Source organism: Hymenobacter sp. NBH84 (genome assembly GCF_014217645.1).
Lineage (GTDB): Bacteria > Bacteroidota > Bacteroidia > Cytophagales > Hymenobacteraceae > Hymenobacter > Hymenobacter profundi.
In genome coordinates this window covers 1-25,478 of the sequence record NZ_CP043646.1, presented here as the reverse complement: position 1 = coordinate 25,478, position 25,478 = coordinate 1, and the positions used below count along the sequence as shown (strand labels likewise).

Sequence of the window (25,478 nt, the reverse complement as noted above, 5' to 3'; positions counted from 1 at the left end):
CACCCACGCACTTACAATCCCAATTTCTGAGCTGCATTGTGCTGCCGCACATTGTCGAGGCGGGTGTAGCGCCGGATCATGGAGCTTGTCTTGTGCTTAGTCTGGTTCATTACCTCACTATCATCGGCGCCGTTGAGCTTGGCCACCGTCACAAACGAAGCGCGTAGAGAGTGGGCGGTGAACTTCGGGCCTAAGTGCCGCTGCACAATCTTGTTCAGGTGCACATCTGTCAGCCGGCGCTCCGTCAGCCGTCCACCCTTGCGTAGGGACACCAGCACCGGGCCGGCGGTGCGGCCGAGCATGCGCATCCAGGCCTGCAGCGTTCGGATGGGGCAGAGCGATGGGTCTGGAGAATAGAAAATGGCTTTTTCTTCGGCCTCTCCCAACTGGTTGGTCTTGCTGCGCTTCAGGTCAATGGTCAATCCGTCGTCCGAAAACGTGAGGTCCTCCAAGTCGAGCGCAGATAGTTCTGAGCGCCGAAAGGCCCCGGTAAAGCCCAGCAGCAAAATCACCCGGTCGCGCAGGCCACCTGGTGTTGAGGCGTCGATGTGCTTGACGGTGCGCTTAAAGTTGGCGAGCGAAAACGCCGGCGCCTGCTTTTGGCGGGTGCCCTTCACGCGGCTGATGCCCTCGAGCAGCACCTTGAATTTCTTATCGTCCGTGGGTGAGGCCAGGTCCCGTAGCGCGTGGGCTTTGCTGATGGCCGCGCAATGACGCTGGATGGTGGCCACCTTCTTGCCAGCTTCGGCCAGGTGCGTCACAAATCCGGCGAGCGTATCCACCGACGCCGGCAGCGCGACCTGCCCGTGCTCGGTGCACCACGCAGTGAAGCGGCGCCAGTCGCCGGCGTAGGCCCGGGCCGTGTTGGGCGCGCCCTGCAGGCCGGCTTCGACGTAGCGGGCGGTTTGCTCGGCCAGGTGCGCGAGGCTGGTGGAGGCGGGCGAAGGCGGGACGACGGGTACGGTGCTCACGGCAGCCTATTATAAGGAGTGAATACCCGAAAAATGGGCGCTTGCCAAAGGTACAGTATAAGGTATGATAAGTAAAGCTTATCATACCTTATCCACTGCTGTTAATAGTGTAAGATCTTGCAAGTGTGAAAAGCCGAAGTTTTGAATAGCAGCTTTCTTCTGTATGTGTGTATCCACGCTTTCAAGCTAGGCGGATCAGTTCCTAAGATCATCATGATGGGTGTCAAGAGCCGGGCTGGTGCGTAGTCAGCCAGCACCCGTAACGTGGATTCATCCTTACTGCTCATGTAAGCCCCGGCCTTAGGATGAGTATGCCAGTCACCCAAATACGTTTCGGTGCGACCGGATTCCTCATAATGCCGTGCTATTTCCCGTTCATGATAAGTGCTGTCGGGCTGAAAGGACCGTTTGCGGTGTACCGCTTTTGGTCCGGGACCGATAATGGCGGTGATAACCGCTTCCTGAGGGGTGCTCCAATAGCCCAGCAGGATGCCGCCCGTTTCGCACGGCATCCTGCGCATGGCTTCCAGCAAAATAGCCTTGTAAGCCGATTCTGATAACCAGAGCGTAAATTCAGCTTCAATCACGGCGAACAGTAAGGGCAAGACGGATGTGCTTCCAAGGAGAAGGTATGCCAAGTTGGGGGCAGCAGCTGGCGTTCGGGCGTCATGAGTTGTACCACGCCCACGTCCCATGACGTAAGGGGATAGTCTTCCGGGCCACCAGCGCTCAAAGTAGAAACGGCCAGTCGAACGCCCGCCAAGGCGACGTTCTGCAAATCAAAGCTCGCCCCGGTAAATGTCAGGTCGCCGCACCCGGCTGCTTGCGTACTACCTGTAGATTCATCGGCCAGGGGAACGGGAATGCTCCCGTCGAACAGGTGATATTGCGCGCACATCCAGCAGCCAGCCGTCTGCCCGGGAACTACCCGCATTATTAGGCCACCCCATGCGCCTGGCGTAGCGTACAGGGATATGAACGGAATACGGCGTGCCTGTGCTGTCCGGGCCAGGAAGTGGCTGATGCCCTTGTCGGCGGAGGCATCAATGAGCAAGGCAACGCCATCCAAAAACGTGTCCATGATTTCCTGTTCACTCGGCTCATTCTCATTCCGTAACGCACCTATCTTATGGTTGACGGGTACCACACGGGTGGCGGGGTACTGCAGCGCGAGGAAATCCCGAATAGCATCGGTTTTGAGCAAGCCAGCCGCAGCCAGGCCGAGCGGCCAGCGCACACTGGGGCCGGGCTCCGCATGATCAAAGTCCATCACCCGCAGCTCGCCTACTTGGTTACGGGCCAGTTCCAAAGCAGTAGGGGCACCTAATGCGCCTAATCCCACCACCGCGATGGTATGCTGACTCAGGGCCTTCAGGGCGGGAATGCGGAGCTGCAAATCGGCTGGGGTAGTTCGTGCCGCTTTGCCGAAATTGATGTAGCGCATGTCCTGCGGTACTAACTTGCCCTTGGGGCCATGCGGTACCATCTGTTTAAAGGACATTTCAAGCAAAAACAACCAGCCCGTGCCCATCTGGCCTGGGGCTACTTCCTCCGGAAAACGGAACCCGATTACCCGCTTAAGCGTCGTTCCGTCGGATAAGGGCAGGGGTTTGCCCGCAAAGGACGAGACGATACCATGCTGCGCGGCCAGATCCAGGAGCCAGCGCAATACGGACTGCGAATCGGTATAAGGTGGTGCTTGAGAGAGGTGTAGCAAATGGCCGCTGATAAAGTGCAACGGAAACTGCTCCCATAATGCTTGGGGCAACCGGTGCGTACGGCCGGCGGTGTCTGTAGTTTCGAGCACGGCCAGACGAGAAGCTACGCCAGCTTTTTTCGGCAGGCCGATTAACATCTTGCCGAGTACGGCAACCGCCGGTAGTATCGGGTCGACAGCTGGTAAACCTGTGTCGTCGAAAACAACCAGATTACGGGCGTGAAAGTATTCGCTGGCAGGTTCTGCCTGCTCATCCGGATCTGCAGCCAGCAGGGCCGGATCGGTGATGTTTCCTTTGCGCAACACCTTGGCCAGCTGCTCCTGCAGATACGTCGCCAACTGCCATTGAGGCGCCCAATTGTCTGCAGGCCGGGGCAGCAAACACAAATTGCTGCCCAGCGGGTGTTGGTGACGCGGTAGGGTCAGGTTGGTAGCGGCTACTTCCGGTCGGAAATAAGGGTAATTGTCCGGAAAGGTAGCCACCAGTTCCACCGAATCTACTAAGCCGGCAAGGCCAAAGCATGGATTCGTACCGTCTATCGAGAAGGAGAGCCTTAAAATGCCCTGGTCACGGGCAGTAGCGTCAACAGTAGCGTCAACGCCGCACGCGGCCAGGGCATTTAATTCTCGTTGCAGCCGATCTGGATCGGCTTCAAACCAGGACTGATAGGGCATGCGAACTTACTGCTGGCCTACGGGACGGTCCTTAGGGGGTTTAGGCGGGTTATGCGGTCCGGGGTCGGGCTTGCCGGGAGGGATACCAGGACCTGTAGGATTACCAGGAGGCGTTGGGTTGCCAGGAGGGTTAGGGTGGCCGGGAGTGCCAGGACCTTTGCCGGGATTATCGGGCTGTGGCATAGTGAGAAAAGTGATTTAGCCTCTCACCGTATATCGGGAGATTGGTTGTTTTTAACGAGGGTCGTTTGATAAAGGGTTTGGTAAATTGCTAAAAATTTAATCAATCCTATAAACTTGCTGTCGTACATTTTAGATAAGCTCAACCTAGAGGTGCAGGATAGAACTAGTAAGTTATCTTAGTGTAGAGTAAACTCTTATATCCAGCTATTGTACATTGTTTAGCCCTCTATCGCCATTTACAACGTTGCATGCAACGCCTTAGAAGCTTAAACGGAGAAAAAGGTGGCCTTACCAGTTGGTATCAGAATGATTTTGTGATCAACACATTACAGGCATCGGCTTTGAATTCTGGTGTTCAGAAAACCAAGTTATTGCTGTTGCAGCCGGTGGAGAATGCGCTTCATCTGGCTAATCTCGCGCTGTTGGGCGCTGATGATGCTGTCGGCGAGAGTGCGCACTTCAGGGTCTTTGATGGTGGCCTGCTTGCTGACTAAGATGGCAATGGAGTGGTGCGGAATCATGCCTTTCATCCACAACTGGTCGTCGACGAAAATCTGGGAGCGGACCATGATGGTAACGACCACAAATACCACCAAGCTTCCAGCCATGATGAACAGGTTGCGGCGCTTGTCGGGGTACATGCTCCACATAAAGCCCATCATGATAAAGGTCATGGGCACGAGCATGAGCACGGCCATGTAGAGGCGGGTCAGGCTGAAGTACACGTGGTCCCATTCGTACACGTTTAGGTACATGACGGCGTACATGGCCACGAGCGAGACGGCCAGCATCAGAAAAAAACGGGAGTATGGCTTAGAGTGCTCCATGGAGAGAAAGATGGGTGATAAAAACCGGCTCCGGCGCAGCATGAGATGTGCACTGATAAGTACGGCTGGCTAGCGGGCTGGATTATTCGCGCAGGGTGTTTGCAATTGCATAATTTGGTGCTGGTGGGCTCTAGGATATCAGTGGCGAAAGGAGCACTTGGTGCAGCCTAAATCATGGAACTGCACCAAACCAAGAAGTATGGCTAGGCTTCAATCAGGGCGCGCCGCACACCAATGAAAACGCCCGACCAAGCTGGCCGGGCGTCTTGCCCAGATGGAAAAACCGCTTAAACGGCTTGGATGGAAAAGCCGGCTTGCTCGACGGCCTTTACCACCTGCTCGGTGGTAAGTCGTTCCGAGCTGACGGTCAGAATTTTGTCGGGGTTAGCTGTATCCACTTGCCAGTTGCCGGCACCGGCTTGCTCGTTGAGGGTCGGCGTAACGGCCTTGATGCAGCCGCCGCAGTTGATGTTGGTTTTGAAATGCAGGGTTTTCATGACGATTTGCGTTTGGGGGCCCAAGCCGGGCCGCTGGAAATACAACACGCAAAGCTGCGGCCAAGGTGTCCCGAAGAGGGTACAGAATTGGGTCGTAGACTTGCATGATTTGCGGCCCGCCGTCCGAAAGGCCCGGCTTAGGCGGCCACGCCCAAGCCGGCGCGGCAGGCCTGCTCGCAGCGGCGGCACGCCTCGGCGCACTCCTGGCAGTGCTGCATGTGGGTGTGCTTGGCGCACTCGTCGCCGCAGGCCTTGCAGATTTCGGCGCACTCACCCAGCAGGTGTTGGGCGTGCTCGGAGCCGCGGGCCACGAAGCGGGCAGTCAGGGCACAGATGTCGGCGCAGTCACGGTCAATGCTGATACAGCGGGCCATCATCTTCACGTCGTCTTCTTTCAGGCAGGCGGAAGCGCAATGCTCGCAGGCGGCGATGCAGGCGTTGAGGGCGTCGAGAAGGGCTTGGTTCTGGGTATGCATGGTAAGGCGGTTTAGGCATGAATGGAGCGAATGCCCCGATAATGCTTATACCCTCCTCTACTACGCTGGTTTTACACCATTTGCGCTCGAACTTGCATCATTTAGAGAAAGCAACGGCTCGACTTCCGCTTCCAACTGCTGCCGGTAAGCCGACGGGGAGCACTGCGCGTACCGGCGAAACTGGCCCGAGAAATGGGCCAGGCTGCCGTAGCCCAGCTGCCGGGCGATGCGGCCCACGTCGAGCCGGGAGGTGCGCAGCAGCTCCTGCGCGTAGGCCAGCCGCTGCCCGGTGATATAGCTGGTCAGGCTTTCGTGGCCGGGCAGGCGGGCGAAGGCCGCGTGCAGCCGGCGGCCGTCGGTCCCGATTTCGTGGGCCAACGTGGGCACGAAGTCGCGGTGCCGCACGGTTGCGGGACGTTGCAACAGCTCCACGACCGTGCGCTTCACGCGGTTTACCAGGGCCTCGTGCGGGCTTTCCAGCAGCGCAAACCCGGCTGTTTCCAAGGCGTGCCGAATGCTGGCCCAGTCCAGGTCTTCGGCCTGGCCCGCCACCGTGGCCGCGCCCAGCCGCACGTCGAGTACGCGTAGCCCCAAGCCTTCCAGCTCCCGACGCACCACCCGAATACCGCGCGCGCATACCATGTGCTTGATGTAAAGCACACAGCTGGGAGCACCAGGCATAGTGGGAAGTGGGGCGGCCATAAGGAAGGGTTAGGTGGTGGGCTGCACCGGGTTCAGGTCGGCCGGCGGCGTGAGGGGTGGGGTGTCGAGCTCCTCGGGGTGCTCGCCCAAGCCCGTTTCTCGGTGCGAAGCGAAGTATTGAGCCAGGGCCTTTTCGCCCACAAGCCAGAACACCACCGGCGTCACGATGATGTCGAGGAAGGTGGAGGAGAGCAAACCGCCCAGAATGACGGTGGCCACCGGGTAGAGAATTTCCTTGCCGGGCGCGTCCTTGGCCAGCGTGAGCGGCACTAGCGCCAGCGCGGCTACTAAGGCCGTCATCAGTACCGGCACCAGACGTTCCAGGGAGCCGCGAAGTATCATCTGCTTGCTAAATCGCTCCCCTTCGTGCTCTACTAGGTGGATGTAGTGCGAAATCATCATGATGCCGTTGCGCGAAGCAATGCCGGTCAGGGTGATAAATCCCACCAGCGAGGCGATGCTGAACGTGCCGCCGGTGAGCAGCACGGCCACCACCGAGCCAATCAGGGCCAGCGGGATGTTGAGCATGATTTGGCCCACCATGTAGGTAGACTTGAAGTGCGAGTACAGTACCAGGAAGATGCCGGCCAAGGAGAACAGGCTCAGCCAGAGAATCTTTTGCGAGGCCGACTGCTGGCTCTCAAACTGACCGCCGTAGGTCAGGTAATAGCCCGCCGGCAGCTTTACCTGCTGGCTGACCTTCTGCTGAATTTCCTTGACCGTGGAGCCTAGGTCGCGGCCGGCCACGTTCAGCGAGATGGTGATACGCCGCTGGGTGTTTTCGTGGTTGACGGTATTGGGCCCCGGCTCGTAGACGATGTCGGCCACCTGGCTGACCGGAATCAGGGCGCCCGACGGCGTTTCGATGCGGGTTTGGCCAATGGCGGCAATATCGTTGCGCTGGTCTTCGGGCAGCTTCACTACCAGGTCGAAGCGCTTCTGCCCGTCGAGCATCTGCGAGACCACCGTGCCCTGAAACAGTGTTTCCAGGTCCTGCACCACCTCGCCACGGGCCATGCCGTAGGCCTGCAAAGCTTGGTCCCGGGGGCGGATGAGCAGCTGCGGAATCTGCACCTGCTTTTCGACCTGCAGGTCCACTACGCCGGGCACGGTGCCAGCGGCCGCGCGAATCTCATTGGCATAGCGGCGCAGCTCCAGCAAGTCGTTGCCGAACACCTTGATGGCCACCTGCGCCCGAACCCCCGAGAGCAGGTGGTCGAGGCGGTGCGAGATGGGCTGGCCGATGTTCACGTTCACCCCGGTAATCAGGCTTAGCTTTTGCCGCATATCGGCCAGGATTTCGTCGCGGCTGCGCATCTTTTTTCCCTCTCGTTCCAGCTCCGCTTCGGTCTTGAAGGCCACCTCGATTTCAGAATTGTTGACCGACTCGGCGTGCTCGTCCAGTTCGGCCCGACCAGTGCGGCGGGCGGTGTAGGCTACCTCCGGAATCTGGAGCATCTGCTGCTCACCCAGCGTGCCCAGCTTGTTGGACTCGGCCAGGGAGGTGCCGGCCTGGGCCGAGAAGTTTACCGTCAGCGAGCCTTCGTTGAAGGGCGGCAAAAACTCGGTGCCGAAGAAGGGAATCAGGGCCATCGACGCGGCAAACAAAACGCCCGTCACCGTGAGTACTACTTTGGGGTGCGTCAGTCCCCAGTTCAGCAGCCGCGTGTCCTTGCGTTTCAGCCAGCGGACCAGTGGCCCGTCCGTTTCGGCATGGTCCATCTGCTTCATCTTCGGCAGCAGGTAGTAGCACAGCACCGGCGTGACGGTGAGCGAGACGAACAGCGAGGCCACGATGCTGGTGATGTAGGCAATGCCCAGCGGGGCAAAAATGCGCCCTTCCATGCCTTCCAGCGCAAACAGCGGCAGGAACACCAGCACCACGATGATTGTCGCGTACACGATGGAGTTACGAACTTCCGAGGAGGCCGCGTAGATGACCTGCAATGCCGGCTTGGGCTGGGGCAGGTGCCGGTTTTCGCGCAGGCGCCGGTACACGTTTTCCACGTCCACGATGGCGTCGTCGACCAGCTCCCCGATGGCAATAGCCAGGCCCCCCAGGGTCATGGTATTGATGCTGATGCCGGCCAGGCGGAACACCAGGGCCGTGACCAGCAAGGAGAGTGGTATGGCCACCAGCGAGATAAATGTGGTGCGCACGTTCAGCAGGAAGGCGAACAGCACGATGACTACCAGGATGGCGCCGTCGCGCAGCGCCTCCTCCACGTTGGTGATACTGGACTCAATAAACTCCGACTGCTTGAACAGGCGGGTGTTCACATGCACGTCCCTGGGCAGGGAAGGCTTGAGTTCCACCAGCGCTTTTTCCACGGCGGCGGTTAGGCTCACGGTGGCGGCGCCCGGCTGCTTTTCGATGCTTAGAATTACCGCCGGCTTGCCATTCACGCTGCCGTCGCCGCGCTTGAAGCGGGCTCCGAACTCCACTTTCGCAATGTCGGCCACGCGCACCGGCGACTGGTCGCGGTAGCCCACGATGATGTTCTCGATGTCCTGCACCGAACGCAGGCGGCCCAGGTTGCGGATGAGCACCTCCGAGCCGTTACGATCAAAGAAATTGCCGGTCGTATTCAGGTTGGACTTGCGCAGCGCGTCCTCCACCTGGTTGACCGTCAGCCCCGTGGCGCTCAGGCGAGCCATGTCCAGCAGCACCTGGTACTGCAGGTTGTCGCCGCCGATGGGAATCACCTGGGCTACGCCGGGGATGGACAGCAGGCGCTGGCGCACGGTGTAGTTGGCCAGCGTGCGTAGGTCGGCTGCGTTGGTTTGCTGGCCCCCCGTTAACCCCACCAGCATAATCTGGCCCATTACCGAGGAAATGGGGCCGAGCACCGGGGTGATGCCGGTCGGCAGCTGCTCACCCACGGTCTGCAGCTTTTCCGACACAATCTGGCGGGCGGTGAAGATATCGGTGCCGTAGTCGAACTCCACGAACACCATGCCCAGGCCGATGGCCGAGTTAGAGCGCACCGCCGACACGCCGGTAGCTCCGTTCAGGGCCGTCTCCACGGGCAGCGTGACCAGGGCCTCCACTTCTTCGGGGGCCATGCCCGGGGATTCCAGGAACACGGTAACGCGGGGACGGTCCAGGTCGGGCAGCACGTCCACCGGTAGCTGGCGGGCCGTGTAGGTGCCGGCTAGCAGCAGGCCCAGGGCAAAAGCCAGCATGAGCAGCCGGTTCTGCAGGGCAAAGCGAATGATTTTATCAAGCATCGTCAAAAAAGCAAAAGCAGCCCCAGGTGGGCCGGTCGAGGCCGGGGTAGGAATCTTGGCCGTCGCTACTGATTGAGGTAGATGGATTTGAGCTGGTAGGTGCCGGCGGTAACCACCCGGTCGTTTTCGTTCACCTCCCCCTGCAACAGCACCGTTTGCTCGCCATTGACGGCGCCGGGCTGCACGTAGCGAATCCTGAAGTGCTCGGGCTCGGTATGCACGAACACCACGGGCTTGCCGTTCAAGTCCGTGACGGCTGAGGTCGGCACCACCAACTCTTTTTTGCCGCCTTCGCTCTGGCCCAGCACCTGCACGTTTACGGCCTGTCCGGCGCGGTAGCCGCTGGCGGCCGTCTGGTCCAGCTCCAGAATGAGCTGGCGGGCTTGGTTGACGGGATTGACCACGTTGCTGAACACCACCAGCTTAGCGGGTGCGCCGGCCTGCCCCTGCAGCCCTTCCACCCGAAATTGCGCGCCGGGCGTGATTTTCGCCAAATCCTGGGCAAACACCTGGGCCTCCACCCGCAGCTTGCCGGGGTTGAGCACCCGGAACAGCTCATCGCCCTGGCCTACCTGCTGGCCCACGGCCAGGTTGAACACGTCCACGGTCCCGCTGATAGGCGAGGTGATGGTCACGCGGCGCTGGCGGGCCTGCCCGTTCAGAATGGCCGCGTTTTGCCGGGCCTGACGCAGGCGCAGCTCGGCGGCCACCACGTCCTTGCGGGCGGCAATGTCGGCAATGCTCTGCAGGCGGGCGTAGTCCTGCTGCGCAGCGCGCAGCTCGGCTTGGGCGTTGGCCCGTTCGGTGCTCAGCCCGATTTGCTGGGTGGCGTCCAGGGTCTGCTCGATGACGGCCAGCGCCTGGCCGGCCCGAACCCCCTGCCCTACCTGCGCCGCCAGACTTACGATGCGCCCGGTCTGTGGTACCACAATGCGCCCCTCCCCGCCGGCGGCCGGCGACACGGTGCCGTAGAGCGTGGCCCGGCTGTAGGTGGCCGAGTACGTGGCCAGGCTGGTACGCACCTGAAACAGAAACTGGCTTTCCTTGGGCAGCAGCACCTCGTCGGTCAGGGCCACGCCGGTGCTGGCCTTGGCCTCGCCGCCGTGGTCTTCGCCCCCGTGACCAAACACGGCCGCGGTCGGGGGCAGCAGCACGGTCAGCGCCAGGCTGGCGGCAGCCGTGCCGAGCAGAACTTTATGCTTGGTTTTCATAGACAACGGGCGTAGCAGTGGAGGAGGTCCCGGCGCGCTGGCGGCGACGCAGCAGCAGCGCCGTCAGGCCGACACCGAGCAAGAAGGCGCCGACCAGGGCCAGAATGGTTTTCCAAGAAGAGAAGAGCGAGGGGGTAGCGGCAGCCGGGGCCACGGCCGCGGGCAGCTTGGCGCCCACTTTAATGCCATCGAGCAGCAGCAGGTCGGCCCGCTCGCCAGCCACCACGTTCAGGGCGAAGCTGTAGGCCTTATTGGCCGGAAACTCGCCCTCCACCAAATACTCGCCCGGTCCTTTCTCCGTCACCGCCCACTTCAGGCCGGCGTCTTCGGGGTTGGTGAGCGTGAGCTTGGCGCCCTTGATGGGCACGTTGGTAGCGTAATCGGACAGAAACAGGCGCAGGTCGGCCGGCTTGCCCCCTTCCAGCGGTTCGTAGCGCAACAGCACCTCGAACTGCTCCGAGAGGGCCGCTACCGAGAAGGAGGTGGCCCCGGCGGGCGTCGACGCCTTCGCGGCGTCGCCGTGGTCTTCGCCCCCGTGGGCCCGGGCCCGGCCGCTCAGCAGCAGCAGGCCCAGCAGCAAAATGATGAGCTGTTTCATGTTATTCACCCCGTAGGTAAGAGAGTTCCACCAGGGCCTGACGGTAGTCGCGGATGGTGGTCAGGTAGGTATTCTGAATGGCAAAGGCCTGGTTCAGGCTCATAATCAGCTGCAGGTAGCTGACCTCGCCCGCCTGGAACAGCCGTTGGGACTGGCTGATGATGGCCCGGGACTGGGGCACGCCGGTTTGCTCGTAATAGGCGAGCGAGACCGAGAACTTGCGGGTGTCCGCCAGGGCCTGCTGGTACTGCGTGCCCAGCTCCAGACGCTGGGTTTGCAGCTGATAAGTAGCCGCCCGCGAGCGGGCCGTGGCCGCTTGCAGCTGCGCCCGGTAGGTCCAAAACCAGATGGGGACTGATACGCCGAACTGAAAGCGGTACTTGAGTTGGGAATTCTCAAATGCCTGGTTCTGATATCCCAGCGTCAGGGCCGGGGTACGGCGGGCCCGCACCAGGCTGATGCCCGACTGGCTGAGCGCCACGTTCTGGGTGGCCGCCGCCAGGGTAGGGCTGCGCACCAGGGCGCTGCTGTCCGCTGCCGGCAGTGTGCCGAGCAGGGCCGCGCCCGTCTGGGCGAGTTCCGGGCCGCTGCGGCGCAGGTCGGTGCTGGTAGCTAGTTCGGTGCCGGGCTGGCTCAGCAGCAACGCCAAGCGGCGCTGGGCCGCGTGCAAATCTTCCGTGGCCTGCTGTAGCTGCACGGTGGCCTGCCGCGCTTCGGCGTCGGTGCTGATGCGCTGTAGGGAGGTGACTTCGCCGGCCGCGAACAGCCGCTCCGTGGCCAGCCGCAACGTCCGGTACAGGCTGTCCTGGTAGGTGTACTGCCGCACCTGCGCTTCGGCAAACTGCAGGCCGAGGTAGGCCAAGCGGGTATCGCGCAGCACCGTGGCGCGGCTCACGTCACGGTTGCGCTCGGCCAGCACTACGCCGGCCTGGGCTACCTGCCGCTGCCGGCGGTAGACGTTGGGCAGGTCAAGGGTTTGCACCACACCCGGCGCCCACATCTCCCCCGTCGGCGCCGACCAGAGAAAGTCCGGGTTGGCCGGCGCGAAGCTGCCCCGCTTGAGGGCCCGCTGCTCGGCGATTTCCTCGTCGGATTGGCGCAGGCGCGGGTGGCGGCGCAAGGCCTGGGCTTCGGCACTGTCAAGGCCGATGACGGTGGTCTGAGCCCGGGCCGGCATCCAGCCAATCAGCAGCCCCAGCAGCAGGAGCACAGCACGCGCCCGGCTTTTTATCTTCAGATACTTCATAGGGTCAGATTAGAGCTCGTCAGGGGGCCGCCCGCGGTTGCAGCCGCGGACGACCCGGGACGGAGCGGGTCCGGACGCCGCGCGTCCGAAAAACAGGCTCCGCCTACGCCTTTTTCACCAGGGCCATGCCGCACTTGGGGCACGCGCCCGGCTTGGTGCTGGCGCTGCCTTCGCACTGCATCGGGCAGATGTAGCTGGTGGCTTTGGCCTTGGCGCTGGTGCTGGCCAGCTTGTCGAAACGGGCGCTGATGGTTTCGCCGCCCCGCCGCAGGGTGATGATGGCCGTCGTCGGCGTGGCCCCGGCGGGCAGCCCGCCGCGCAGCTGGTTGTTGCCGTACGGGGACAGGAGCACGGAGGTCGTTTTGCCGCCCTGCAGCACCATGGCCGTGCCGGTCAGGCCTTTGGTAGCCAGCGTCTGCTCTTTGCCATCGAGCAGGTACACGGTCATCTGCGAGCCGGCCAGCACCAGTTCTACGTGGTACTTGCCGGCTGTGCGCACGATGCCCCCGTGCGGGGCCGTGTGGCCGTGGGTTTCGCCGGCGGCGTTATGGCCGTGGGCGGCCCCGGCCTGGTGGGTATGCTGGGCGAAGAGGGAAAGCGGGGCCGCCAGCAGCGTGATGGCCAGCAGAGAACGAACGGATTTCATCTTAAATGGAGGTAAGTGAGTGGAGTGAGGTAAGCGTATTGACAGGCCGCCCGGGCTACATCTTATCGGCATTCTTGGCGTGCCAGGCTTTGAACTGCTCGATTTCCATTTTCTGCGCGTCCACCATTTTCTGCGCCATCTCCTTGAGCTTGGTATCCTTGCCGTGGGCCAGCTCAGCCTCGGCCATGTCCATGGCGCTCTGGTGGTGCACCGTCATGAGCATGTTGAAGTTCATGTCCGCATCGGCTACCGGAGCGGGCATGTTCTGCATCATGTGGTCCATGCTGGTTTTCATCTGGGCGGTGAAGGGGTCAGCCGGGTCTTTGGGCTTGTAGTTGGTGGGGGCTGAGTCCAGGCGCTGGGCAATGGCCTCCAGCTCGCTGATTTCCTGCTGCTGGTCGGCCTTGATTTTTTCCGCCATCTGGCGCATGGTGGCGTCCTTGCCGTCGCGCAGCTCGATGTCGGCCATGGCCACCGCGCCCTTGTGGTGTTCCAGCATCATGTGGGCAAAGTCGTGGTCGGTGTTGCCCTTCATCGGCATCGCCTCCATTTTACTCATCATGTTGTTCATGGAGGCCGTCAGGGGCGAGCTGCCGGCGGCGCCCTCGCTCATCTTGGAATGGTCCATGCCCGCCATATCATCAGCAGCCGGATTCGTGGTCGTTTCGGTGGCCGTGGTGTCGGCTTTATTATCGGAGCTGCAGCTGCCCAGCAGCAGGGTGCCCGAGCAGAGGGTGGCCAGCAGGAATGCGGAGGTTTTCACGGGGTGTAGGTTGGTTGAATGGTGAAAAAGGTGGGGCGGCCCGGTCAGGCTAGCCCTTGACGTTAATGGTGAAGTCGCCCGTGTGAATCTGCCCGCCGTGGTTGAACTGCAGGAACACGCGGTACAGGCTGGGCTTTTCGAAGTTGGTGTTGAAGCCAATCACCGGGCCCTTGTCGGCCTGGTCGTTGGGGTGCACGTGCAGGTAGTTTTCGGTGTCCTCGCTGATGACCACCACGTGGCCCAGCGCGCCGAGGTAGTTGTCGAGGTCAGTCACGGGCTGGCCATTCTTGCGGATTGTGATTTTCATGCCTAGCAGTTGGCCCACCTTCAGCTCCTTATCAAAGGCCAATGTGGCTTGGTAGCCGTCCTGGCTCCATTGCAGCTGGTCCTTGCTGAATTTGACGGGCGTGTACTTTGGACCCTGCACGCTCACCACCTGGCGGCCCAGCTGGTGGCCGGCGCCGGCCGGGGTATAGTCCTGAAACAGCACATAGTCGCCGCCCTTGGCAAAGGTGAATGGCACCTTGTAGTTGCCGTCGGCCGTGAACTCGGGGTGCTCGTGGTAGAACGCCGACAGGTCCTTGCGGACGACGATGAGGTGAATCTTCTTTTCGTGCACCACGGCCAGTGGCACCGGAGCTTTCTCGTTGCTCACTTCCTGGGGGGTGTAGGTCAGCGTCACGGGCTGGCCCGCCATTAGCTGCATGGGCTTGGGCTCAAACTGCATCTGGTAGCTCTTGCCGTTCGACACCTGGTCGTTGTGCACCAGCGCCATGCCGCACTTGGGGCACTTTTCGCCGGGCTTGGTGCTGGTCACCTCCGGATGCATGGGGCAGGCGTAGGTGTGGCCGCCGGCGTGCTCGGCGGCGTTGCCGGCCTCGGTTCCGGTGGGAGTGGTAACAGTATTGGTGGCGCTGCTGCTGGCCGAATCGGTCGAGCAGCTCACGGCGGTAAACAGGCTGGCAGCGGCCAGCGCGGAAATGAGAAGGCGGTTCATAACCTGAAATGAGATGGGAAGAAATCGGGCGTCAGCGTCCGGCGGCTACGCCTGCCACTGCTGCCAGAGCACGAAGCCCAGCGCGGCAGCTACCACGGCGTAGAGCAGGTAGGACAGCCAGCGACGGCCCGGCCCACGAGGGGGCGGCGCGCCGGCCTCCTGACAGCAACTCTTCATTGCGGGGGAGAAAAAACCAAGAAGTGGGGAGAAGGGGGCGTGGACCAGGCACGCGGGCGAGCAAACGAAAAGGCCCGCCCCGGACATAGCACAGCTATGCCGGCGCGAGCCTTAGCGCGTCGGAAGTATCAGACAGTCAGCGACTGGATGAAAATGCGGATGTCGGGAATTTTGGGCGGCAGGTGCTCCCTGGGCACTAGCGTTACCGCGCGGTTACGGTCCCACTTGCCGGCGGCGGGCCGGAAATAAAACTCCAGGGTAACCGGTACAAGCGCCGGTGCCGGTAAAAACAGCTGCTTCTGTACCGGCGAGGTCAGCGACGACAGCAGCGAAGCCGATTTATCTTTGCAGCAGTCGTGGCTGCGGGCGGGCTTGGCCGGGTGGGCGCCCTTCTTGCCGTGATGCTCGGCCACCGCGCCGTGACCTTTACAGCCGGGGTGCGTGGGCTTCTCGGCCTGGTGGTGCGCCGCTGCCGGCCGGGCGGCCTGGGGCGGATTGACCGTAGCACACCAGCACTGCCCCACGAACACGTTGACGAAGACGAGCAGAAAGCTCGTCGCCAGCAAACGGCGGAAGGGGAACAGGCTATGGAACATGCGAGGGTACTAAGCAACCGCAAAAGTAGAAGTCGCTTGGAAAGTGCAATACCCGGTCCTTACTGCAAAACGGGCGATTTGGTTCCGCTGGCAGGTGGAGCATTCCTAGCTTAGACGACAGCAGAACAGGCAGCAAATTGCCGCAGAGGCGTTTTAAGCTATTCTTGCCTACCAGAGGCAAGCTGCCAAGAGCGCAAAATTATGCAAGTGATTGACCTGATTTCATAAGCTTTCCGAGCGTAACTGCCTGAGAAAAGTGCTGGCCGACGCAACAAAGGTAAGGGTGGTTTGTGGGAAGAAGGTGCCAACTACGTATTCCAAGTTGGAAACGGCAGTCTACACTTGGTTAGCAGCCCAGACCAATAACTTTCATTTTTTCACTTTTACCCCATGGCTGCAACACCTACTCCTTCATCGCTTTTACAAGAAGTAAAAGCCCACCCCTTGAGCATCGCCACGGCGGCGATACTCCGTTCCACTATTCAGTTCTTCTACACGCGCAAAGGCCGTATCGCGGCGTGCGGCAGTGGCGTCCTGCTAACAGTAGATAACCGTTTCATTGTTGTTACGGCGGCGCACGTGCTAGCGGGTCAGGCCTACACAACCTTCGTCATCTTACCACCGAACGAAGTGACACTGGCTGGTACGTTGCTGACCACGTCCCCACCGCCTCCGGGTCGGCGCCAAGACGACAAGATTGATTTGGCAGTACTGGAGTTGACTGACGAAGGCCAAATCGCCCGGTTGCAGGAGGCTTATCAGTTCCTGACTTTGAATGAGCTGTCGACCAGCCCTCGGCATCTGACGGACGTGTACCTGTCCGTGGGCTTCCCGGCGGCAAAAACCCGCTCGTTTAACGGGCACGTGAAAACGGCGCCTTACCCACTGCAGGTGCAGCAGACGAAGGAGTTTGACTACGCCGGGCTCCGGCTCCACCCAGGCACACACTTGGTGCTTGACTTTACTGGTGATGTGCTTTCGGCCGCCAATCCCCAACCCCATCGGCGCCCTAAAATGGAGGGCATCAGCGGCAGTGGGCTCTGGGACACGGGTAACTTTCTGCTCGGTGACCCAGCACACGAGCGCAAGCTTGTGGGGATCGTGACAGAGGAATTGACCTTGCGCCGCCATAAATACTTGCTAGTAACGCGCACCACCGTGCTGCTGGAATTCATGCGCCAAAGCTTCAACCTGAACATTCCCGTGTCTACCACGGTGAAAGTCAATCTGGGCCGAGGCTTACAGCGGCTAACTGATTGGCAAGCCAAGCAAGCGGCCGCGGCAGCAACGTCTTCTGCTTAGTAAGCCAAATTATGCAATTCAGGGGCTGGATTGCGTACTAACTTCCTTGACGGGTGACCGTTCCTTTGTAGGGTGATTGATTGCCTTGCCCGGTAAGCTACCCGGTAAGGCAATCATGTAGTAACCTACTAGTTATGGAACCGACTACCAAGACCGAAACCCTGGACATCGAAGGCATGACCTGCGCCTCGTGCGCGGCGTTTGTCGAGAAGTCGCTCAGCCGCACGCCGGGCGTGCAGCGGGCCATGGTCAATTTTGCGACCGAAAAGGCGACCGTCGACTACGTACCTACGCAGGCCTCGCCGGCCAGCCTGAAAGAAGCCGTCCTCAACGCCGGCTACGGTGTGGCGGAGCGGGCGCCGGATACCAGCGCCGCCGAGCGCAGCGCCGAAATCGACCGGCAGAAAGCCCTAGCCTACCAGAAGCTCAAGCGCCGCTTCTGGGTAGCCGTGGGGCTGGCCGTCATCATCATGCCGCTGAGCATGCTCATGCTCTGGCCGGCCATGATGGAGCGCGTGAACATGCAGTGGCTCAACTACGCGCTGCTGCTGCTCACGCTGCCGGTGCTGCTCTACAGCGGGCGCGAGTTTTACGAGTCGGCCTGGAACGGCTTCAAGCACCGGGCCGCTAACATGGACACGCTCATTGCCGTGGGCACCGGGGCAGCTTTCCTATATAGCTTGGCGGCCACTGTAGTGCCTGGCTTTTTCACCAGCCGGGGCCTGATGCCCGAGGTGTATTACGATACCACGGCCACCATCATTGCCCTGATTCTGCTGGGCAAGGTGCTGGAGATGCGCGCCAAAACCCAGACTTCGGCCGCCATCCGCAGCCTGATGGGTTTGCAGGCCAAAACCGCCCGCGTAGTGCGCCCCGACGGCGCGGAGGTGGATGTGCCCGTCGAGCAGGTGCAGCTGGGCGACATCGTGCTGGTGCGCCCCGGCGAGAAGGTGGCCACCGACGGCCTGATTACGGAAGGCAGTTCGGCCCTCGACGAGGCCATGCTCACGGGCGAGAGCCTGCCCGTGCAAAAGCAGCCGGGCGACGCCGTGTTCGGGGCCACCCTGAACAAGACCGGCGCGTTCCGCTTTCGGGTAACCAAGGTGGGTGCCGATACCATGCTCTCGCAGATTGTAAAACTGGTGGAGGATGCCCAGGGCAGCCGCGCCCCCATCCAGCGACTGGCCGATAAAGTCAGCGCCATCTTCGTGCCCACGGTGGTGGTCATTGCTATTCTGACCTTCGTGCTGTGGTTTGACCTGGCGCCAGTGGAGCACCGCCTGCCGCTGGCCCTGGTCAACTTCGTGGCCGTGCTCATCATTGCCTGTCCCTGTGCGCTGGGGCTGGCCACGCCCACGGCCATCATGGTGAGCACCGGAAAGGGGGCCGAACACGGCGTGCTGATTCGCAACGCCGAAGCGCTGGAAAAAGCCTACCAGGTAAACACCGTGCTGCTCGACAAAACCGGCACCATCACCCGCGGGGAGCCGGCCGTGACCGACTTCGTGGCCCCGGGCCAAGATACGGCGCGCCTGCTGCAGCTGGTGGCCGCTGTGGAGCGGCAGAGTGAGCACCCGCTGGCAGAAGCCGTGGTACGCTACGCCGACGCGCAGGGCGCGGGCACCGGGGCGGCGACGGATTTCCGGGCCGTGGAGGGCAAAGGTGCCGCTGCTACTGTTGAGGGCCAGGCCGTACTCATCGGCAACCGCCGCCTGCTCAACGACGAAGGCGTTGCCCTCTCCTCTGCTCTCTCCGCCCAGGCCGAGCAGCTGCTGGCCCAGGCCAAAACGGTGCTCTACGTGGCCGTGGCCGGGCAGGCCGTGGGCCTCGTCGGCGTGGCTGACACCGTGCGCGACTCCTCAGCCGCCGCCATCAAGCAGCTGCAGGCCTTGGGCATCGAGGTGGTAATGATGACCGGCGACAACCCCCAGACGGCCGCGCAGGTAGCCGGCCAGGTGGGCATTGCGCGCTACTTCGCCGAGGTGCTGCCCCAGGACAAGGCCGGCAAGGTGAAAGAACTGCAGGGTGAGGGCCGCACCGTGGCCATGGTGGGCGACGGCATCAACGACGCGCCGGCGCTGGCCCAGGCTGACATCGGCCTGGCCATCGGCTCGGGCACCGACGTGGCCATGGAAGCCGCCGGCATCACGCTCATGCGCTCTGACCTGCGCGGAGTGGTCACGGCCATAGAGCTGAGCCGCCAGACCATCCGCACCATCAAGCAGAACCTGTTTTTCGCTTTCATCTACAACACGCTGGGTATTCCCATCGCGGCCGGGCTGCTCTACCCTTTCTTCGGCATCCTGCTCTCGCCCATGCTGGCCGCCGGCGCTATGGCCCTGAGCTCGGTGTCGGTACTGACCAACTCGCTGCGCCTGCGGGCGTTTGCTGCTCATTAATTCCTGCTCCTTATGGATACGACGGCTTTTATTGTGACCATTGCCGGTGTCGGCCTGGCCGCTTTTGTCATCTGGTATTTCTTCTTCTCAGCCCGTCAGACGGCCAGCGCCGTGTCCACGTCGGGCGGCGTGCAGGAAGTGGCCATCACGGTGAAGGGTGGCTATTCGCCCGACGTCGTTGAGGTGGAGCGCGGCAAGCCCGTGCAGCTGAGCTTTTACCGCGACGAGGAAAACAGCTGCTCGGAGGAGCTGCTAATGCCCGATTTCAACGTGCGCCGCGACTTGCCGGCGTTCAAAACCACTCTGGTGGAACTGCTGCCCCAGCAGGCGGGCACCTTCACGTTTACCTGCGGCATGGGCATGCTGCGGGGCAATCTGGTGGTGAAATGAGCGCGCATCCCATGCAAGCCGACATTAGCATGGCCCACGTGCTACCGCCGCCCGACGCGCACCGGCTGCTGATAAAGAACATGGTGTGCCCGCAGTGCATCCGGGTGGTGGGCGAGGAGCTAGCCGCGCTGGGCCTGCAGGTGCACCGCGTGGCCCTGGGCGAGGCCGACGTGTCGATGCCCAACGGCGCAGCCCCTGACTACGATGCCATCCGCACCAGCCTGCAGGAGGCCGGCTTCGAACTGCTGGAAGACCCCCGCGCCCAGCTGGTAGACCGCATCAAGACGCTACTGGTGGCCCTAATTCACTACCCGCCGCCCGGCCCGCGTCTGCTCAACTACTCCGCCTACCTAGTCGAGCACCTGGGCAAAGACTACCACTATCTTTCCCATTTGTTCTCCGCTTCCGAGGGTCTCACCATCGAGAAGTTCATCATCCGTCAGAAGGTGGAGCGAGCCAAGGAACTCATCGGCTACGGCGAGCTAAGCATGGCCGAAGTGGCCCAGCAGCTGGGCTACAGCAGCCCGGCTCACCTCTCGCGGCAGTTCAGGCAAGTGACGGGCCTCACCCCGACCGAGTTCCAGAAGCTGGGGCCGGCCTCGCACGCCCGGCGCAGCTTGGATTCGTTGATCTAATGTCTTGGTGTAAAGCACGAAAGCAGGAGCTTCCTAACGGGCTCCTGCTTTTTTGTGTTCATACGCGCAGAAGGTAATCTTTACCGTTTTTCCGCCTTGCTATGAACCGCCAGTTACTAGTCGAATACCATGATTTGTTTACTGGCGCCACCCCATCGGTGGCCGCCTGTTTAATCGGAGTTAGCCGGTTAGATGGTTTGCAGGGCGTTTCACACTTGCTGGGCTACCTGAGCCAGACATCCGCCTCGAAGCGGGACTTTGTGACGGATATGCAGCAAATTTTTTGGGCCCAGCAACGATGCATTTGCCGGGCAAGTGTACCACCGGACGCAAGCGCTGGCCGACCGTATCAGTAAAAAGCTCAACTTCTTCCACCCCAAACCGGTGCTCCAACTCTTTGGCTCCTGCTTCGGATTGCCGGCCGGGGCCGCTGGCCAGTCCGATGCCGACTTTGAGCGCAGCATGTTTGCCGCGTGTCTGGCGTTGAACGAGGCCTACATCCGGGAGCAGTATCAGGCTATGACGGTTGCTCAACAACTGTTACCGAAGCAGCCCCTCGCCGCTATTGCGCTGGCCGGTACCTTCTCCGACTTTGAGTTGCTGAACCACCGCTTACCGAATATTGCCATGCTGCAGATAATCAAGTCGGTGCGCCTGTTTGAATTTTTGGAAGCTGACGCCCGCTTTGAACACTTGCTCCGCGCCTTTCTGCAGCGGTTTGCGTGTGCTACCTGGCAGGATTTCTTCCGCCAGCTCAGCGGCATCATCAAACCTGTTACCGAAAACGACAAGCCCGGCCGTATTGCCGTAGAGGTACCGCCCGGCCCGGATTACGACGAGGCGTGCGCATTTCTGCGGCATTTTACGCTGCCGGAGGGCCAGCCATTAGACATGGCTGATTTCACCAGCCTGCGTACCACGCCGCTGTGCGAAGAATCACCAGGCACGTTCGTACTAGAGTACCCCGTCCTGGTGCTCGAAACCCTGCATAAAGGGCTATATTTTCAGTTTAATATTGCCAACCGCTCGCTTCCTAAGGGCCAGCGGGAAACCGATTGGCGCTCCGTTTACTGCGACCTGTTCTCGGAGCAATACCTGCTTTATCTGCTACTGGATGCCATTTTTCGGGGGCGAGGCCTCGCCCTGAGCGGGCGAGCCATTCTGGAAGGCTGGAAACTGAAAGGCCAGTCCGAGCCGGACTACTATTTCCGCCACGAGAACCGGGCCGTGCTGTTTGAGTCAAAGGACGTGTTGGTACACAAGGATGCCAAAGCGGGCCACGACTTCGCCACCTACCTCGATGAGGTTAAGAAGAAGTTTTACGAGGATGAAAAGCAGCACCCCAAGGCGGCCCGGCAGCTGGCCGGCAACGTGGAACGCTTGCTGCGCAAGCAACTACCATTCGACACCGACTTTGACCCGGCAGAGCTGGTAATCGACCCGGTGCTGGTGGTGCATGACCGGCTCTACAATCAGCCCGGCCTGAACGTGGTTGTCAACGACTGGTTCCAAGAAGAACTGGCGAAGCTGGAGCAGCAGGGGCTGCCGGTGTACAACGTTCGCCCGCTGATTATTGTCGACGTGGATACGTTGCTGGCCTACCACGAAGATTTCCGGGACGGCCGCATGGTATTTGAGGACGTGCTGGAGGAGTACCTGGCTTATCTACAGGCCCCGGCGTGGACTGGTATCAGCGAGGCGGAGGACGAACAGCGGCAGATGCAGAGCATTCACCCCTTTGCCCTGTTCCTGGAGAACTACGCTGAAAAGCGCGACATGCTGGGCATACCCAAGGAGATGCTGTATCAGGTGTTGCCCATCATCAACCGAGAGGTGGAAGACTAGGCAGAGTAGGCATTTCGGCGGGCCAGTTCATAAACCCATGTTGTTCATAGTCCATCGTAGGCACGTAGCTGCTGCGCGATGCGCTGGATGACATGTAGCACCTGGTCAAACGCGGGAAGTGGGCTGTGCAGCAGACTTGGCAGCTCCTGCTCATAATGCTGCTGAAGCTGACGCAAGTTTGCCGCTTCCTCGGCGTAAGCCCAGCAGGCGGTCAGGGGCTTGGTTTTCCATTCCAACGTCGGGCCGATGACGCCCGCCCGCGCATCGTCGCGCTGCACGGCCGCGAGCTGCTGGGCTAGGCCGGGGCCAGCCAGCAGGGCAGCCACCTCGGGCTGGCTGGCCAGCTGGTGCAGGTCGTAGAGGTGGCGCACCTTGCGGCCCGTGGCTGCGAGCGGGTTTTCTTCGTAAGAGGCGCGCACTAGGGCCATGATTTTCTCGGCAAACGTGCGCGAGAGGCTCAGCACGTTGAAGTCGAAGGCTGCCAGGCCGTACTCCTGCACGGCTTCCGGCTGTCCATGGTCGAGCAGGTACTGCCCTAGGTAAGAAATCAAGGGCCGCTTACTATGCGGCTCCGGTTCTCCGAAGGCCGTTATTTCCAGTAGAATGTGCTCCGTAGCCGTCGGCACCGGGTCGGTGAATAGGTGCGGGTACTGATGGTACACGAGCCGGTTGTGGCCGCGCTTGCTGGTAGAGCCCGGTATGTCTACTTCGGGCAAGTCGCCAGCAGCAATTTTGTGGATGTCGCGGATGAGCCGTTTCAGCGCGCCGTCGCTTTGCTGCTCCTGCAGGATAACGGCCAGGTCCACATCTTCTGAGAACCGCTCAATTAGCCCGTAGCCTTTGGAAAGCGAGGTGCCGCCCTTGAACACGACGTGGTCGGCCACGTGCGAATCGGCCAGGTTGCGCAGTACCCAGGTTACCCAGTAGTCCTTCTCAATAAAGCTTTGCCGCATTCCCCGGGCCGTCGCCGTGATGGTAATCAGGTTGCGAAAGTCCTGCTCGTGGGTGTGCAGGGTCATCGGATTTGCCATTGCGCACGGTTGGGTAAGGCTTGTTCGGACAACCCAAGCTTATAAGTGGATAAGGGATTTAGGCTGGCTTTCAGCGTAGTGGCTAACTTGACTTCACCCAGCCCTTCCAGCAGGGCCCCCAGCAGGGCGCGCGTGGCCGGATTGTAGTCCTGCGCTAGGCTAACCAAGGTGGCCTGCTCAGCCGGTGGCAGCTGCTTTACCTGCTCGCGCAGGCGCAGCAGGGCCACGGCCGGCGAGGTGTCCGGCAGGCGCTTAATCTGCCGTAGGGCATCCAACAACTGGCAGAGCTTTACTTCCTCCGGCTTCACATCGGCCCGGCTGCGCACGAAGCGCACGCGCACGTTGCCGACTTTCTTCGGCCGCCCCGGCCGGGAGGTAGCGATCTGAATTTCCTGCGGTACCTGCGTGGTCAGGCCCAGGCGGTTGAAGGCCGCTACGCCGGTGGGGTAGCCCCGCAGCTTTTTGCTGGAGGTTTGCAGCAGCACCTGCAACACCTGCTGCTCGGAAACCGGTACCGGGCCGAACCGGCTCTGCAAGGGGAGGCGGTAGGTGCCTTTGGTGACCTGCTGCACCACGCCTTCCTGGCGCAGCCTGCTCAGGTTCACGGCCACCGTGCCCGGCGCGATGCCGAGGCTGGCGAAATCCTGGTAGCGCACGAGGGCGCCCGGCTCCAGCTTCTGCAAGCGGTTGATGATTTTCTGACGGGCGGTCGTGGATTTGGTCGATTTTTCCATCTGCTACGGCCAGTAAAGATACACTTAATGTAAAGTTTTTTTGCTGTAAAACATTACAAATCATTCTCTGTGTTCCGGGTAATTTGCGGCTCAGGCAGTAGCAGATCTATTAGTGGTTTCACCAAATACCTAAATGCAAAACACCCTCCCGCTACCTTTCCAAGGCAACACGAGGGTGTTCAGGAAATATCAACCCAAGTGGAGCTGCTAGTGGTTGTAAGGGTCGTAGCGGTCCTGTGGGCTACGGGAAGCCCGGTGCATGACGGAGCTGGAAAGGCGGAAGAACTTGTAGCCGAAATACAGCAGCAGGCCCCAGGTGGCCACCTGGGCTCCCCAACTTGGCGCCCAGGATGAATAGAGAAAGATAACTAAGGCGATAAGCAGCAGAATACGCATAACAGTAGGGATGAAAGTGAGTACCGAGCCGGTCGTTCGCCCTGTTTCCTCTACTAGGTAAACGAAATGATACTGGTTTGGTGCACGCAACGATGCCAATAAGCAAGGCACGTAGGAGAATTAAGGCTACCGGAAGCCGCGGGCGCGGAGCAGGTCGCTGTTGGAAAGCTTGAGCGTAATATTGCGCCCGCCCCCTTTCTCGTACACCTCGACGACCAGGTTTTTCTGGTCGGGGATAGTGAATTTCTTGAAAACAAATACCTGCTGGAGCTTTCCGTCGGCTTCAATCTTTTTCAGGTTGCCGTTGTAGACATAGGTGGGCGTGAGCTCAATGGCCTGTTCGGCCGTGCGCTTGGCTATCTTCTTGTCCTGGATGTAGAACTTGACGAAATCCACGTCATACGTCACATTGGAGCGGTTGCGCAGGTGGAGCGGGAAAAACAAAGTTTCCTGCTGGTAGCCCACGCTGCCCGCGCGCACGCTGAGCTGGTTTTTCGTGTCGCTGGCCGCCGAGCCGCCGCGCGCCAGGGCCTGCTTAGAATAGGCATCCAGGTTGCCCTGGGGAATGGGCGTGTTCGACAGGATGGCCTCGCTGCCACTGCCGGCCTGGGCAGTGGAGCTGGTCATCGTGCTCAGGTCCAGACTTAGCACCTTGGGGTCGTGCTGGTAGTTGACAACGAACATGTACAGCTTGCCCCCGGAGGTAAGCACGGTCATGTTGGTTTCGGTCAGGTGGTTGCTGGCCGCTTTCACGCGCACAATGTTGTCGGCGCCCGTGGCCTTGGCGGCCAGAATGCCCGAGTTACCCAGGTCGACGTAGGTGACCGGGTAGGGAAACACAAGGTGGGTAGTTTTCTGGTCCGAGACGTAGAGCGGGAGCACGGGCAGCTTGGCCGGGCCCGCGCTGGCTGCGCCCAGGTCCAGGCCCAGCTGGCGCGGGTTGCGCTGGTAGCCCACCACGAAGGAGTAGAGCTTGCCGCTGGCCGTGAGCACGGTCATGTTGGTTTCGCTGAAGCCGCTGCCGGCCGCCTTGACCCGCACGATGTTTTCGGAGCCCGTAGCCTTGGCCGCAATCAGCCCGGCGCTGCCCAAATCAACATATGTGACCGGGGACGGGAAAACCAGGTGGGTGGTTTTTTGCTCCGACACGAACAGCGGATACGTCGCGAGCTTCGCCGGCGCTGCGGGCTGGGTGCTGGCCAGCGTCGTGGATTGGGCGAGGGCGGGCGCCAC

Annotated in this window: 26 protein-coding genes; 5 read left to right on the top strand and 21 right to left on the bottom strand. The window is 61.1% G+C overall.

Annotated features, from left to right (window positions below):
• Positions 1 to 11: 11 nt before the first annotated feature.
• The 17 genes from F1C16_RS20890 to F1C16_RS20815 form a co-directional block, all read right to left on the bottom strand.
• Positions 12 to 971 (bottom strand): tyrosine-type recombinase/integrase, encoded by a 960-nt coding sequence (locus tag F1C16_RS20890; protein WP_073285721.1) that lies wholly within the window; start codon positions 969 to 971, stop codon positions 12 to 14.
• A 101-nt stretch (positions 972 to 1,072) separates the two neighbouring features.
• Positions 1,073 to 1,558: a Mov34/MPN/PAD-1 family protein gene (locus F1C16_RS20885; RefSeq protein ID WP_170865260.1), complete on the bottom strand. Its 486-nt coding sequence runs from the start codon at positions 1,556 to 1,558 to the stop codon at positions 1,073 to 1,075.
• Entirely contained in the window at positions 1,555 to 3,363 is a 1,809-nt protein-coding gene (locus tag F1C16_RS20880) for a ThiF family adenylyltransferase (RefSeq protein ID WP_073285718.1), read from the bottom strand. The genes F1C16_RS20885 and F1C16_RS20880 overlap by 4 nt, the downstream gene beginning before the upstream one ends.
• Before the next feature lie 6 nt (positions 3,364 to 3,369).
• Entirely contained in the window at positions 3,370 to 3,546 is a 177-nt protein-coding gene (locus F1C16_RS20875; RefSeq protein ID WP_185284582.1) for a hypothetical protein, read from the bottom strand.
• Between the two features lie 368 nt (positions 3,547 to 3,914).
• Positions 3,915 to 4,373 (bottom strand): DUF305 domain-containing protein, encoded by a 459-nt coding sequence (locus F1C16_RS20870; protein WP_073285715.1) that lies wholly within the window; start codon positions 4,371 to 4,373, stop codon positions 3,915 to 3,917.
• A 287-nt stretch (positions 4,374 to 4,660) separates the two neighbouring features.
• Positions 4,661 to 4,870 (bottom strand): heavy-metal-associated domain-containing protein, encoded by a 210-nt coding sequence (locus F1C16_RS20865; protein ID WP_073285755.1) that lies wholly within the window; start codon positions 4,868 to 4,870, stop codon positions 4,661 to 4,663.
• Positions 4,871 to 5,007: 137 nt separating this feature from the next.
• Positions 5,008 to 5,346 carry a four-helix bundle copper-binding protein gene (locus F1C16_RS20860; RefSeq protein ID WP_073285712.1) on the bottom strand — a complete coding sequence of 113 codons (339 nt, stop codon included), beginning with the start codon at positions 5,344 to 5,346 and terminating at the stop codon, positions 5,008 to 5,010.
• A 60-nt stretch (positions 5,347 to 5,406) separates the two neighbouring features.
• On the bottom strand, positions 5,407 to 6,048 hold the full coding sequence (locus tag F1C16_RS20855; protein WP_084549026.1) for a helix-turn-helix transcriptional regulator: 642 nt from the start codon (positions 6,046 to 6,048) through the stop codon (positions 5,407 to 5,409).
• 9 nt (positions 6,049 to 6,057) lie between these two features.
• Positions 6,058 to 9,279, bottom strand: coding sequence for an efflux RND transporter permease subunit (locus F1C16_RS20850; protein WP_073285706.1), 3,222 nt, complete (start codon positions 9,277 to 9,279; stop codon positions 6,058 to 6,060).
• A gap of 65 nt (positions 9,280 to 9,344) precedes the next feature.
• Positions 9,345 to 10,490, bottom strand: coding sequence for an efflux RND transporter periplasmic adaptor subunit (locus tag F1C16_RS20845; protein ID WP_073285703.1), 1,146 nt, complete (start codon positions 10,488 to 10,490; stop codon positions 9,345 to 9,347).
• Positions 10,474 to 11,088 carry a hypothetical protein gene (locus F1C16_RS20840; protein ID WP_073285701.1) on the bottom strand — a complete coding sequence of 205 codons (615 nt, stop codon included), beginning with the start codon at positions 11,086 to 11,088 and terminating at the stop codon, positions 10,474 to 10,476. Before F1C16_RS20840 ends, F1C16_RS20845 begins: the two co-directional genes overlap by 17 nt.
• A gap of 1 nt (position 11,089) precedes the next feature.
• A complete protein-coding gene (locus F1C16_RS20835) occupies positions 11,090 to 12,334 on the bottom strand; it encodes a TolC family protein (protein WP_073285698.1) in 1,245 nt (414 codons plus the stop codon).
• A 103-nt stretch (positions 12,335 to 12,437) separates the two neighbouring features.
• Positions 12,438 to 12,980 carry a heavy metal-binding domain-containing protein gene (locus F1C16_RS20830; RefSeq protein WP_073285695.1) on the bottom strand — a complete coding sequence of 181 codons (543 nt, stop codon included), beginning with the start codon at positions 12,978 to 12,980 and terminating at the stop codon, positions 12,438 to 12,440.
• A gap of 55 nt (positions 12,981 to 13,035) precedes the next feature.
• Positions 13,036 to 13,743 (bottom strand): DUF305 domain-containing protein, encoded by a 708-nt coding sequence (locus F1C16_RS20825; RefSeq protein ID WP_073285692.1) that lies wholly within the window; start codon positions 13,741 to 13,743, stop codon positions 13,036 to 13,038.
• Between the two features lie 49 nt (positions 13,744 to 13,792).
• On the bottom strand, positions 13,793 to 14,740 hold the full coding sequence (locus F1C16_RS20820; RefSeq protein WP_185284581.1) for a heavy metal-binding domain-containing protein: 948 nt from the start codon (positions 14,738 to 14,740) through the stop codon (positions 13,793 to 13,795).
• Between the two features lie 45 nt (positions 14,741 to 14,785).
• A complete protein-coding gene (locus F1C16_RS23165; protein ID WP_258049174.1) occupies positions 14,786 to 14,917 on the bottom strand; it encodes a hypothetical protein in 132 nt (43 codons plus the stop codon).
• 128 nt (positions 14,918 to 15,045) lie between these two features.
• Positions 15,046 to 15,513 (bottom strand): hypothetical protein, encoded by a 468-nt coding sequence (locus F1C16_RS20815; RefSeq protein WP_073285686.1) that lies wholly within the window; start codon positions 15,511 to 15,513, stop codon positions 15,046 to 15,048.
• A 390-nt stretch (positions 15,514 to 15,903) separates the two neighbouring features.
• Between F1C16_RS20815 and F1C16_RS20810 the strand changes: the two genes are divergently transcribed.
• The 5 genes from F1C16_RS20810 to F1C16_RS20790 all read left to right on the top strand — a co-directional run bounded on the left by F1C16_RS20810 (position 15,904) and on the right by F1C16_RS20790 (position 22,084).
• On the top strand, positions 15,904 to 16,815 hold the full coding sequence (locus F1C16_RS20810) for a trypsin-like peptidase domain-containing protein (RefSeq protein WP_139252278.1): 912 nt from the start codon (positions 15,904 to 15,906) through the stop codon (positions 16,813 to 16,815).
• A 134-nt stretch (positions 16,816 to 16,949) separates the two neighbouring features.
• Positions 16,950 to 19,214, top strand: coding sequence for a heavy metal translocating P-type ATPase (locus F1C16_RS20805; RefSeq protein ID WP_073285681.1), 2,265 nt, complete (start codon positions 16,950 to 16,952; stop codon positions 19,212 to 19,214).
• Between the two features lie 12 nt (positions 19,215 to 19,226).
• Positions 19,227 to 19,604, top strand: coding sequence for a cupredoxin domain-containing protein (locus F1C16_RS20800; RefSeq protein WP_073285678.1), 378 nt, complete (start codon positions 19,227 to 19,229; stop codon positions 19,602 to 19,604).
• An 11-nt stretch (positions 19,605 to 19,615) separates the two neighbouring features.
• The gene (locus F1C16_RS20795) at positions 19,616 to 20,239 is read left to right on the top strand and encodes an AraC family transcriptional regulator (RefSeq protein ID WP_244535947.1); all 624 of its coding nucleotides are present in this window, start codon (positions 19,616 to 19,618) and stop codon (positions 20,237 to 20,239) included.
• Between the two features lie 315 nt (positions 20,240 to 20,554).
• A complete protein-coding gene (locus F1C16_RS20790) occupies positions 20,555 to 22,084 on the top strand; it encodes a hypothetical protein (protein ID WP_185284580.1) in 1,530 nt (509 codons plus the stop codon).
• 44 nt (positions 22,085 to 22,128) lie between these two features.
• Here the strand turns inward: F1C16_RS20790 and F1C16_RS20785 are convergent, their stop codons facing one another.
• The 4 genes from F1C16_RS20785 to traN all read right to left on the bottom strand — a co-directional run bounded on the left by F1C16_RS20785 (position 22,129) and on the right by traN (position 25,478).
• Positions 22,129 to 23,115 carry a nucleotidyl transferase AbiEii/AbiGii toxin family protein gene (locus tag F1C16_RS20785; protein ID WP_084549025.1) on the bottom strand — a complete coding sequence of 329 codons (987 nt, stop codon included), beginning with the start codon at positions 23,113 to 23,115 and terminating at the stop codon, positions 22,129 to 22,131.
• Positions 23,100 to 23,849, bottom strand: a complete 750-nt coding sequence (locus tag F1C16_RS20780) for a DUF6088 family protein (protein ID WP_073285669.1) — start codon at positions 23,847 to 23,849, stop codon at positions 23,100 to 23,102. Before F1C16_RS20780 ends, F1C16_RS20785 begins: the two co-directional genes overlap by 16 nt.
• 207 nt (positions 23,850 to 24,056) lie before the next feature.
• Positions 24,057 to 24,245, bottom strand: coding sequence for a hypothetical protein (locus F1C16_RS20775; RefSeq protein ID WP_139252276.1), 189 nt, complete (start codon positions 24,243 to 24,245; stop codon positions 24,057 to 24,059).
• A gap of 126 nt (positions 24,246 to 24,371) precedes the next feature.
• A complete protein-coding gene (traN, locus tag F1C16_RS20770; protein WP_185284579.1) occupies positions 24,372 to 25,478 on the bottom strand; it encodes a conjugative transposon protein TraN in 1,107 nt (368 codons plus the stop codon).